This is a genomic window from Thermogemmatispora aurantia (genome assembly GCF_008974285.1).
Classification (GTDB): domain Bacteria; phylum Chloroflexota; class Ktedonobacteria; order Ktedonobacterales; family Ktedonobacteraceae; genus Thermogemmatispora; species Thermogemmatispora aurantia.
Window position 1 is genome coordinate 522905 of the sequence record NZ_BKZV01000001.1, and the last position, 11502, is coordinate 534406.

Genomic DNA, 11502 nt, shown 5'->3' on the forward strand with positions numbered 1-11502 from the left:
GGCACGGTTTTGTAGATCCTTGTCGATCCACATGCCAGGAGAACGCCCCGAGAGTAGCTAACTCTTTGTCTGCCTGCCCTCCCGGCTGGTGATCTCCTGGCCAGTCAGTCAGTTCCTTAACGCGGCGAAAGACGCTTTGACGCTTATCTGCACTGACGCAGGGCGTCCACATAGACCCCAGTATCCATATGGTTGCCAGCACCCTGCCCAGGCTCTCTCTTCTTTCCTGCCCAGCTCGATGCAGCAGGAGCAGCACGAGAAGAGTCCGCAGGCAAGGTACAAAGCCGGCAGCCAAACCAAGCAGGTCGCACTTTTAGCAAGCGGCCTCTGATTAGGGCACGATCAGCAGAACCGCTACCATGCTTGGATGGTACTGGCAATAGTAGTAGACCTTATGGTCCTTATTCAGATTATAGGCCGCCATCGTCACAGTGTAGGTGAAGGTACCATTGGTCAAGATCGGCTTTGACAGGCCGGAGTCGAAGATATTCGAGGCGATCTTCTTATTGTTCAGATCCTCGGTCTGGAGAGCCGTGACCGTATGAGCCTGAGTATCCTTATTCACCCAGGTAATGGTGGTTCCCACCTTCACCTTCACATAGATCGGGTCAAAGCAGGCCGGCGAGCAGCTTGCCCCACTGGGGGCGGTCACGATATCGATCGTGACATTCTTCTTGGAAGTCAGATCGACCGGATTGCCGAACTGACCGCTACTCTCCTGAGCGACCGCTGTCTGATAGGCCGTAGGATTATTCTTCTGGATCAGCGCCGGCACCTGGTCGAAGCCATTGCCTGCTGGCAGACCATTGGCCTTCAGATAATCTGGATCGGATGAGCGAATCAGCTCAAAGAGATACTGGATATCGATGTTGGTCAGCGGGCCGCCATAATCCTCGCTCCAGGCCGGCATGATCGCCACGTTGAGCTGATTAGTACTTGTATTATAGATACCTGCGCTGATAATGCGCAGCAGGTCATTATCGCTCAACTTATTGACCTGGGGATTATTGTTCAGGCTGGGGCCAACACGGCCCTGGCCTTTGGTACCATGACATTGGAAACAGTACTGAGCATATAGCTCAGCTCCGCGCTCCAGAGCGGTTTGATGCTGCTGGACCTTAGCCATCGCCTCGCCATTGCTCTCCATGATCCAAAAGACAGGGATCATCAGCGTGATCAGGGAGAGCATGATCAGCGCCCCATAGCCGCTCTTCTCAACCGCATTGGTGCGTGAGTAAAAGAGATAGAGCAGGCCGCCAACGGTCACCAGCAGCACGACAATGCCTATAGCTGCCTGGACAGGACTGATCATACGCGCTACCTTTCCAAGATTTTCCCTAATGTTCCTTCTCTTGCCTCCGGTCAGGAACCTGCACGGGAAGCAGATGGCCTCCGAACATAGGCAGAAACCAGCGGAGAGCGGGGCCGGACAGGCATCGTGCCGGAAAGAGCCGGACTGACTAGAGCTGCTGCCGGAGCATCTCTGGTAGCCTGCTCTCTCTGGACATCGCACCCGTCTACCCGTCCAGGCGCCGGAGAAGAGAATGCGAGCATCAGGCGCAGGCAATCGTCGGCTCGGGGATCAGGCGGGTGGACGCATCGGGGTGCTGAACCTTATTGTTCAGCTGAGACGTGTCCACGATCACGCTCTCACCCTGGAAGAGAATGCGGAAGCGATCCAGGCTGCGGGGTGCCGGGCCATCGAGGAACTCGCCATCGACATTATAATGGGAGCCGTGGCACGGGCACTTAAAGCTCACACAGTCATCACGGAATGGCACCGTGCAGCCCAGATGGACGCAACGCTGATAGAGCGCTACCCAGTACGAGCCATCGCTATCCTTAACAATCCACTCGGAATCCAGCTGATCGCTTAGCGCCTGGCCAGAGAGCAACAAAGGCGTATCCTTGGCGAGATGGACCACATAGGTCTTGGCCTCCTGGCGATAAAAGACAGCGGCCTGATCCAGCTTCGCCTCGGACGGCTTGGCGGCAGGAAAATCGCTCTTATTGCCCACATTGAGGGCCGAGCCGAACTGGCCAGCCAGATTCGGATAGAGCATATTCAGCGCCCCGGCCACCGCAGTAGTCGCCGAGAGGCCCCAGACAGCCAGCGTGGCGCGGCGCAGAAAGCGCCGGCGCGAGAGGCGTTGCCGGGCAATCTCGGCAGCCTCTGCGCCGCCGCCGTGGAGCACCTCGTACTGCTGCGGTGTCAAGGGTGGCCTATCTACATCCCGCGGCGGGAAATCCATACTCATAAAGAACAGATCCTTTCCTTCCGTTTTCCCAGAGTTCCCTTACAGGTCGAAGAAAAGACCCTGCCAGGGCCAGTACCACACCCAGCCGGGGCCACGGAAGAAACTCCCGGCCAGGGTCACACAGGCCCAGAAGACCACAAACATTGTGAAGGTCACAATGGCGATCTTACGGTCTGCGTAAGCACGGCTGGGATTGCGATCCACGTAGGGCAGGCAGGCCAGGCCGACCAGCACCAGCCCCGGGATGAGCACACCGGCAGTCGTTGGTGGAAAGTAGTGCAGCAGCTCCTGCAAGCCCAGGAAGTACCAGGGAGCCTTGGCCGGGTTCGGCGTGACGTTGGGGTTCGCTGGCTCCCGCAACGGCGCGTCGATTGCCACCGAGAGCAGGGTTAGCATGACCATCACGATGGTGGAGGCAAAGAACTCTCGCACCAGCAAATGAGGCCAGACAAAGACCGAGTCCTCCAGCGGTTTCTCAACGCGCGTGATGGCCTCCTGCCTTACTACCGCCAGCGTACGATAGCGTCGCTGGGTCGCCGCTGCTTGCGTCTGTACCTTTGGCTCCTGTTCGATTGCCATTGGTCTATCCTCTCATCTTCGTTCTAATCCCTGAGCCAGCTTCTCCTGACCAGGCCAGACCAGCCTGGCTGGCCTGGTGAGCAGCCAGAGACAGCAACGGCTTCTTTTTCTCATCCCCGCTTCCCCATCCCTGAGCGAGTGGACTATCCTGCAAGGAAGAGCCTCGCCTGCGAAGGAGATCTTCCTCAGTGCCTCCCGGCCCCTCCCGCTCAGGCCACTCCCTCGCCCGGTTAGCGGCTATAAAGGGCTAACTAACGCGCAGCCGTGGGCGCCAGCCCTTGCTCAGCCTCTGCCAGACGAGCCTCCAGCTCGCGCCGCGGCGGCGGCGGTGGCCCAGCCGCTCCTCCATCCTTACGGATGCGCCAGAAGTGTACCGCCAGCAGAATAGCCGTGGCCAGCGGCAGTAAGATTACATGCCCCACATAGAAGCGAATCAGGGTTGCCTGACCGACCGCGGGACCTCCTACCAGCACCTGGTAGACCGGCTGTCCCAAAATGGGGGTGTACGGGGCCAGGTTGGTTCCCACCGTAATAGCCCATAGAGCAATCTGGTCCCACGGAAGCAAATAGCCAGTAAAACTCAAGAAGAGAGTACAGAAGAAGAGGCCCACGCCCACAACCCAGTTGAACTCGCGCGGCGGCTTGTAAGCGCCATGATAGAAGACGCGGATCATGTGCAGGGTCACGGAGACGACCATCAGGTGGGCCGCCCAGCGGTGCATGTTGCGCACCAGATGGCCAAAGGAGACCGCGCTGCTGAGCTGGTTGATGTTCTGATAGGCCGTGTGGGTCTCAGGAACATAATAAAACATGAGAAAAACCCCGGTCAGGGTCAGCACCAGGAAGAGGAAGAAGGAGATCCCCCCCATACACCAGGTATAGGTGATCTTCATCGCCTGGCGGCTAACCTTCACCGGGTGCAGATGTAGGAAGACGTTCCCCATCATCACCAGCGACTGGTTGAGTGGGGTGTCCGGATAGCCGTGGCGGAATATCGATCGCCAGAGCTGGCTCGTCACTATCTTCTGCGTGATGATGTCGAGCAAGCTCTTCTTTTCAGGTAGTGAACTCACACACAGTTCCTCCTGTTCTCATCCCTCAGCGAGCGTGACGACCATCTGAGCTGCCGCTCATAGGTTCGCTCCTTGCCTGCTTTTGTCCAGCAATTCCTTCTCGGCTGGTTAGCAGCAACGAGAAGGGAGATGGGCGCTCAGCTGCGTGGCAGATTATACCACACCGGCTCTCTCCCTGAGTACCCCTTCTCAACAGGGTCCTGCCTCGCTCCCATCCCTTCCCCTTTCTCTGCCTATTCTCTTCTAACTATTAAGGGGAGGCCACAGCTGCGCCAGACGGGTAAGGCCAGGCTGGTGGGCTTTGCTCCTCTCCCTTAGCCCTCGGCGCGCTCCAAGGAGCAGCCCGCTCTTTCTCTGCCCCTCATTGTTAGATTACAGAGATCTCCTGAAGAGAGCATCAGGTGTTTACCTGATTTTGTCAGCCGGCCTCTCGGTCAAGCACCCCTCCGCTCGCGCCTGGGAGGCCACGCGGTCCACCTCGTTGCCTCAGCCTCCTTAGCCAGGCAGCCCCAGCTCTGCCTGTTCTCCAGGGAAGGCAAACGCCCGTTTTACCTTGTAATACACCTCTTCTGAGGAGAAAGGCCAGCATGGAGGTTCTCAGCCACCCGGGAGATTATAGCACGGGGACCCGAGGAGAGCATCAGGTAAATACCTGATTCTGCCCGGCACTCCCCGCACGCCTCTCCTCACGCCCCACCAGGTCCCCGGATGGCTGCAGGCCGTGGCAGTCTGGAGGAACAGAGAAGAGACTTGGGTGAGGAGGTCGCTCTACCATTTTTATTTTCTCTATCTATACACTATCTATAAACCATATTAAAAACTACTAATAGTATAGCCAACACAGGCAACAGGAGATGGCAGGTGCGATTTTGCGTGCGCTCGTTTGACAGGCAAGCCCCCCAACGCTACAATTAAAGGGGAGGGAGGCTCCTCTTCGCTAAGCGTAGAGAGGTTCGAGAGCTATGGAGCGCAAGACTACACTGGCCGGGTCGGGGGTGCAGAGCTGGCCACGCTTGCTCAGACCCCTACTTAGCCTGCCTATCTTCTATAAAGTTCTGATTGCCAATAGCTTGATTATCTTTGTTGGCGCTACCGGCGGTACCTGGCTGGCCTCCCATTTGAATGATAGCCGGCAGGGGCTGGCAACGCCTACCTCGCTGATCATTTTTATTACGGTGGGCTGGCTGGTGAGCGTGGCCTTGAATTTCCTGCTGCTGCAGATCGCTTTCCGGCCTCTGATGGACCTGGGCAAGGTTATGAGCCGTGTCCAGAAGGGTGAGCGCTCGCTGCGCGCTCCTCTGACCGGGCTTGATCCTCAAGCTGACCAGCTTGCTGCGACCTTCAACGTAATGCTAGAGGCCATTGACGAGGCTTCACGCCTGCGTTCAACGCAGATCATCAATGCTCAGGAGCAGGAGCGCAAACGCATTGCCCGCGAGTTGCACGACGAAACCAGCCAGATGCTCACCTCGCTGCTCATCAGCCTGGCGATCCTGGAGAAGTCGGTGACCAGCCCCGAGGCCCGCGAGCGTATCGCTGATACACGCAATCTGGCCCATCAAACGCTACGGGCTATCCGTAACTTGAGCATTGATCTGCGTCCCAGTGCCCTGGATGACTTGGGCTTGCTGCCAGCGCTGCGCTGGTATATTAAAGAATATCAACAGAAGTGCTCCATCGAGGTAGAGTTTTCCGCCACAGGCTTTAAGGGACGCCTTCCCGCCGAGATGGAGACTGTCCTTTACCGCATTGTGCAGGAGGCTCTGACCAACACCGCCCGTCACGCCAATGCGACGAAGGTCTCTATCGCCCTGCGGGAGGAGGAAGGAGCGGTCCATGCAACGATCAGCGATAATGGCTGCGGCTTCGATGTCGAGGCTTTGATGAAGACACCAGGCCAGGAGCGCGGCCTGGGCCTGGCTGGCATGCAGGAACGGGCCGTTCTCCTCGATGGGTCGCTGGACATCAAGTCCCGTCCTGGCGCTGGCACCACTATCGAGGTACGCTTGCCCCTGCGCCAGAGCGATACCGAGTCCGTTCCCTACGCTGAGCTGACCCCTTCGGAGAAGCAACCGCGCGGAGGTCCGGTGAAGGTATGACGACGACGAGTACAGCTGAGGCAACCAAAGCCGTGCAGAAGATTCGTATTCTCCTGGCCGATGACCACACGATCCTGCGCGCTGGCCTGAAGATGATGCTCAATGCTCAACCCGATATGGAGGTGGTCGGCGAAGCGCAGGATGGCCGCCAGGCTCTCCAGGAAGCGCTTCGCCTCCAGCCCGATATCGTGCTCATGGATATCACCATGCCCGACATGAGCGGGATCGAGGCCACACGGCAGATCAAGAAGCAGGTCCCCGAGACCAAGGTGCTCATCCTGACAATGCACGAGAACGACGAATATATCTTTCAGGCACTGCGGGCAGGCGCCTCTGGCTACATGCTCAAGGAGGCCGCCGATACCGATCTGATCTCAGCGCTGCACGTCATCCAGAATGGTCAGGTCTATCTCTCACCGGTGGCTCAGTCGGTCATGGTGGGCGACTACCTCCAGCGTGTACGCGCCGGTGAGGAGAAGGACAGCTACGAGAGCCTCACTGAGCGAGAGCGGGAGATTCTGAAACTGGTGGCTGAGGGTTATACTAACACAAAAATCGCCGAACGCCTGGTTATCAGCCCCAAGACGGTCGACACGCACCGCACACACATTATGGATAAATTGAATCTCCATAGCCGCGCCGAGCTGGTCAAGTACGCAATGCGGCGCGGCTTGCTGGAAGACTAGCCGGGCGGTGCGCCACCTCCGCCTGCCCGCCAGCGAGATCCCTCGGCTTGGCCGCGGAGTGAGCCTCCTCCTGCGTTGGCTGGGGCGAGGATGAGAGAGGGTGCAACCACATCACACCTCATCCTCATCGCTGAGGTCAGCCCCTCTCCCGCTCTCTCCAGCGAAATACTCGTCGCTGTAGAAGCCGACATCTCTGCCAACGTAGACGCTCACCAGAAAGTCGTCGCGCGGCATATCTGCGGAAAGGACCAGGTCTTCGTCGATCTGCTCGATCAGTTTGGTCAGCTCAGCCTCCTCCAGCTCGCGTTCAAGGATCAAGGTACCATGCACTGCCGTTGTGGTGAAGTGAATGTCAATGGTACCAAGGCGCGTGCTGTTCTGCAGGCTATTACCCTGCATGATGTAATAGCCTTCTGAGTAGGGTGTGCGGAAGTGTCGTTCGAAGCGAATGTCTTCCATAAGCCTGCCAGGTCTGCGCGGCAGCTGGGCTTGACCGCCGCGCCCTCCTTTCTGATCACCAGATCTACGCCACACTGTCCGTCGATCGTGAAGGATGGGAAGCTATCCCGCCCTCCGGCGCCTCTCCCCTGGGGGACAGGCCTGCACCGGATATCGCGCACATTATAACATAGTTCCGTCGCGATAGGGGATACACAGATCACTTCTTCCACGCAATGCCAGCCTTCCCAGTTTCGTCGCTCACGTCGGCTTGCGCTTCAGCTGAGGAAGCGGAAAGAGGCTCGAACCGGCGCAAAGACCTGCTTTTCCTCATCTGTGTAGATCTTTTGATATGCCAGCTGCATAAAGGTGTAGAGATGGCCGGAGCGGCTCGTGACAAGCAGGACCTCTGTGTAGCTGGCACCCGCGATGGTGACTGTTCCTCGCAGCTGCTGCCAGCTCACGCCGCCAAAAGTCAGAGGGTCTGCCGCTTTGGCACCTGTCAGGCCTACCTGGCTTGCCTCTTTCTGGAGATAATGGGCCGGGTCCTGATCACCAGCGGGGGCCACCAGGAGAATCATCTGTCCGGTCTGGCTGCTATCGCTAAAAGTGACCTTGCCCTGCTGGTAATCCAGCTGATAGCTCCACCCCTGCGGGTATGAGAGCGCCACTCCCAGACGCTGATCGCTAAACGCCTGCAGAGGCTGGGTAATGAGCGGGACACTGAACGGCTGATAAACGACCACCCAAGCAGTCAAGCCACCACCGATGAGGAGCAAAGCCAGGATTAATGCCACAACAGCCAGCGGGCGCTTACGCCGTCGGGAGGTTCGACTCTCAGTGGTAGTTGACCGGGCAGCTGGCGATAAGCTGGGCTTTTCGACCTGGGGCAGGGCGGCTGTTTCCTCGGCTTCCCACTGGCGGAGAGAAGGATTAGCCAGACGTGACGCCTGCTCAACCTTGTCAGCCCCCCAGCTGGCGACCTCGGGAGGTCGGGAGGAAGACGTTCCTGCACCAGTCCTCGTGGCTGGAGCGCCAAAGAGGGGAGCCTCACTTATTCCCGGTAACGAGGGAGGCGACCCACTAGAGGACGCGAGCGCGGATGCCGGCAGCGGAGTGACAGGCTGAGAGCGCCACGGGCCAGCGGTCACCCCAGGCCCAACAGGAGGCTGCGCTGCCAGGCGCATGGTATCCAGCTCCTCGATGTCCCCCGAGCGCGGGAGAGAACTGGCCTGCCCGGCAAAGGACATGCCACGTTCCTTGCCCTGCTCGTGCTCCTGCCAACGGCTGGGACGCGGCGTCGAGGCTCGTTCAATGACCAGCCCAGGCCCGGGACTGGCCTTGAGTGGCATGGTAGGTAGATCGCCGACAGCCTCGTGACGCTGATCAGGTTGCTCACCAGGGCGCACACGCTCCGAGCGCGGCAGCTCTATTCCTAAGAGATGCCCCTGCGTGGGCATGTCCTCATAGGAGAGAGGAAGTGAAGCGCTCTCGACCTGAGCCTGAGACCAGCTTTCCTCAATCGGCGTCTGCCCCGGGAATTGCCGAATCTCAGCCTCGCTTGCTTCCCCTGGCTGCGGCATGATCAAGGTCTCATTCTCTTCCCAGATGCGCACATGCAACTCGCGCGGGGAGAGCGAGCGCCCTGAGCGTAGCTCCCCCTCTGAAGAAGAAGGGAGCAACTGGCCGGCTTCCTCTGTCAGGGTCTCTTCCGAGCGAGCGGCGGGTACTGTCGAGGTCGGAGCATCAGCCAACCAGGCCCGGCGCCAGGCCTCTGCCACCGCAGCGGTCTCCGACTGCTCTCCCATGTCTTCGGCAGCGCTTGACTCTTGCTCGCCAGAAGGAGAGGCAGGCCGAGGTGCAGCAGGCTGGGCCGACCACGAAGTAGCAGATCCCTGATCTGGAGAGTCAGCAGTAGAAGAAGCAGCAGCAGCACTCTGAAAGGGACTCTCCGTTTCCCCAGGCAGGTCGGGCAAGCGCTCGAACGAGTCGCGGCGCGGCGCCCGCCAGCGGCGGCTAGCTACCTCCCGATCTAACTGGTCTAGCCAGGGAGGAGGCAGATGCACATCGTTAGGAGCAGGCGCCTTCCCGGCAGGCTCCTGAGTTACCAGATGCCCTGCAGAGGGCGGCTCCCCGCTGACGGAAGTGGAAGGAGTCACCTGCTTTGTCGCGGGTAGAAATCTGCCACAGTTATTGCAGAAGCGTGCATTTTCCCTGGGCAAGGCTTTGCCACAATGCGGACAGAAAACGGCCACAAACTCCCTCCTGCATATGCTCGCTCCGGCGCAGCATCACGACCTGCCCAAGTTGGCGGGTCTGATGGTACTTGATGGTAGCTACGGTATCTTACCAGCCCAGTTTCGTCAAGCGCGATAGCCCAAAAGGAGTGCTATTTCAGGGTCAGAACGGCCTCCCGCTCGGTGGGACTGGCCAGCACCTGCTGGTTTTTGATCAGTTCGACAAGCTTTTTGCGTCCTTTGGGGCTGCCAATCATGATCGCACCAACCAGCCTGTTCTCGCGCAGGAATAGCTTGCGGTAGTTCTCATGGCCTTTTTCGCCAGGCTCGCGCAACGAGACGCTTTCCAGCTCTGGATTGTTGGACTCAGCCGTGCCAATGACGGCAATGTTGACATCAAAGAGCGGGCTTGTATACGTGGGCACATCAACGTATGGCTCATGGCCCCCGGCCATGTTGATGGCAGCGATGCGCCCATGCGCCAAAGCATTATCCCAGGTCCCCATCGTATGGTGACGGCCAATCGTCGGATCGTAAAACTCGGCAACGTCGCCGGCAGCATAGACATGCGGTACATTCGTCTCTAGGTATTCGTTCACTACAACCCCAGTGCGAACCTCAATGGGGGTGTCTTTGAGGAAAGCGGTGTTGAGTGTAATCCCAAGCCCTACGCCGATGATGTCCGCCTGGATCTCACGTCCCTGCTTCGTCTTGACATAGGCCGGTACCCCGTCGCGCGCAACAACCTCGGCGATTTCGTCGCCGTGGATGACATTGACGCCAAAACGTCGGGCAATGGCATCGACGATCTCGCCCCCCTCGGGATCAAGACAGTTGCGCAGCCAGTACGGACCACGCATAAGCCAGGTGGTCTCTAGCTTGCGCATGGCGAAACCGTCACACAGCTCATAGGAGATGAAGCTGCCTCCGTAGGCCAGGGCCGTGTGCGATTCGAGGATGCGCGCTATAATAGTCTTCGTGTCATCCAGGGTGACAAAGTTGTAGATGTGCTTCGTGCCAGCTGCTCCCGGCACCTGCAGCGGCTTGGCCCAGCCCCCGCTGGCAATGAGAAGCGCATCGTAAGGGAAGTGTTGCCCGCGTTCAGTCACTACAATCCGTTCGTCCGTGTTGACTTCGGTCACAAGGGTCTCGGTCAGCAGAGAGATGCGGCGCTGCTCATGCCAGGCAAAGTCACGCATCATGACCTTTTGCTCGGGCAGCACCCCTTGCAGGAAACGCGGCAATGAAACACGGTTGTAGAGAGGGTAAGGCTCGTTGGTAATCAGATGAATGCTGCAGTTTGGATCAAGCTTGCGTAAGGTCTCGGCGGCTGTGGTGCCGGCGATCCCGTTCCCAATAATAACGTACCGTTTCTCGTGCGTTGCCAAATGCCGTTCTCCTTGCCTGCGATGGTTTTCCTGGTCTCTGTCTTATGGGCGATTCTAGCATAGTTCAGGCAAAATTGCTACTGGACTCTTCCGTAAGGCCGCTAGGCGCGGCCTTCTTCCCTTTACTTGCCTCGCTAGTTTGCCTATCATATAATTAGATTGTCAAAGTGAGTAAGGAGCGACCATGCGACCGGATTCGCTGGATGATAGCGCAGCGCTGGCAATGGAGCTGCTGGATATTGTCCCCAAGGTGCTGCGCCAGATGCACACCGATGCGCTCAACTCCGAAATCCTGGCTGAGCCTGACCGCGAGGATCTCTCCGAGATCCGTACCACTAGCGGACAGCTGAGTTTGCTGCGCATCCTGATCGAGCGCAAGTGCTGCATGATGCAGGAGCTGGCCCGCCAGCTCGGGGTGACGCCTTCAACGGTGACGGCAATGGTGAAACGCTTGCAGGCTCAGGGCTATCTGGAACGGAGTCGCGATGAGGCCGACTGGCGTACGGTCTGGGTGAAGCCAACAGCACGTGCTCAACACCTGGTCCAACTCTATGACCGTGGCCGCCTGGCTTCGCTGGAGCGCCGTCTGGCCCGTCTGAGCGAGACTGAGCGCGAGCACCTTGTCGCCGCGCTTCCCGCCTTACGTCACCTCATCGAAGGCTGATGAGTGGCCTCTGAAGGCGCCTATTCGCTCCGCACCGCTTCGCTTCCATCGCCTTTGCTCTCTGCACGCTGTTTCCCCTC

General features: G+C 58.8%; 10 protein-coding genes. 3 read left to right on the forward strand and 7 right to left on the reverse strand.

Going from position 1 to position 11502, the window contains the following annotated elements; translation table 11 throughout:
- Positions 1-331: 331 nt before the first annotated feature.
- The 4 genes from KTAU_RS01995 to extP all read right to left on the reverse strand — a co-directional run bounded on the left by KTAU_RS01995 (position 332) and on the right by extP (position 3910).
- Positions 332-1312, reverse strand: a complete 981-nt coding sequence (locus KTAU_RS01995; RefSeq protein ID WP_151726793.1) for a c-type cytochrome — start codon at positions 1310-1312, stop codon at positions 332-334.
- Positions 1313-1553: 241 nt separating this feature from the next.
- A complete protein-coding gene (locus KTAU_RS02000) occupies positions 1554-2258 on the reverse strand; it encodes a QcrA and Rieske domain-containing protein (protein WP_112428132.1) in 705 nt (234 codons plus the stop codon).
- A gap of 39 nt (positions 2259-2297) precedes the next feature.
- The gene (locus tag KTAU_RS02005) at positions 2298-2837 is read right to left on the reverse strand and encodes a cytochrome b family protein (protein WP_052888330.1); all 540 of its coding nucleotides are present in this window, start codon (positions 2835-2837) and stop codon (positions 2298-2300) included.
- A gap of 251 nt (positions 2838-3088) precedes the next feature.
- Entirely contained in the window at positions 3089-3910 is an 822-nt protein-coding gene (gene extP / locus KTAU_RS02010) for a selenite/tellurite reduction operon b-type cytochrome ExtP (protein WP_174844052.1), read from the reverse strand.
- A gap of 962 nt (positions 3911-4872) precedes the next feature.
- On the opposite strand from extP, the gene KTAU_RS02015 reads away from it, so the two are divergent.
- The gene (locus KTAU_RS02015) at positions 4873-6009 is read left to right on the forward strand and encodes a HAMP domain-containing sensor histidine kinase (RefSeq protein WP_151726794.1); all 1137 of its coding nucleotides are present in this window, start codon (positions 4873-4875) and stop codon (positions 6007-6009) included.
- Positions 6006-6695 (forward strand): response regulator, encoded by a 690-nt coding sequence (locus KTAU_RS02020; RefSeq protein WP_151726795.1) that lies wholly within the window; start codon positions 6006-6008, stop codon positions 6693-6695. The genes KTAU_RS02015 and KTAU_RS02020 overlap by 4 nt, the downstream gene beginning before the upstream one ends.
- A 111-nt stretch (positions 6696-6806) precedes the next feature.
- Here KTAU_RS02020 and KTAU_RS02025 read toward each other — a convergent pair whose 3' ends face one another.
- The 3 genes from KTAU_RS02025 to KTAU_RS02035 all read right to left on the reverse strand — a co-directional run bounded on the left by KTAU_RS02025 (position 6807) and on the right by KTAU_RS02035 (position 10758).
- Positions 6807-7154 carry a hypothetical protein gene (locus KTAU_RS02025; protein WP_151726796.1) on the reverse strand — a complete coding sequence of 116 codons (348 nt, stop codon included), beginning with the start codon at positions 7152-7154 and terminating at the stop codon, positions 6807-6809.
- Between the two features lie 257 nt (positions 7155-7411).
- A complete protein-coding gene (locus tag KTAU_RS02030) occupies positions 7412-8941 on the reverse strand; it encodes a hypothetical protein (protein ID WP_228026346.1) in 1530 nt (509 codons plus the stop codon).
- Positions 8942-9522: 581 nt separating this feature from the next.
- Entirely contained in the window at positions 9523-10758 is a 1236-nt protein-coding gene (locus tag KTAU_RS02035; protein WP_151726797.1) for an NAD(P)/FAD-dependent oxidoreductase, read from the reverse strand.
- 184 nt (positions 10759-10942) lie between these two features.
- On the opposite strand from KTAU_RS02035, the gene KTAU_RS02040 reads away from it, so the two are divergent.
- Positions 10943-11422 carry a MarR family winged helix-turn-helix transcriptional regulator gene (locus tag KTAU_RS02040; RefSeq protein WP_112428144.1) on the forward strand — a complete coding sequence of 160 codons (480 nt, stop codon included), beginning with the start codon at positions 10943-10945 and terminating at the stop codon, positions 11420-11422.
- Positions 11423-11502 lie beyond the last annotated feature (80 nt).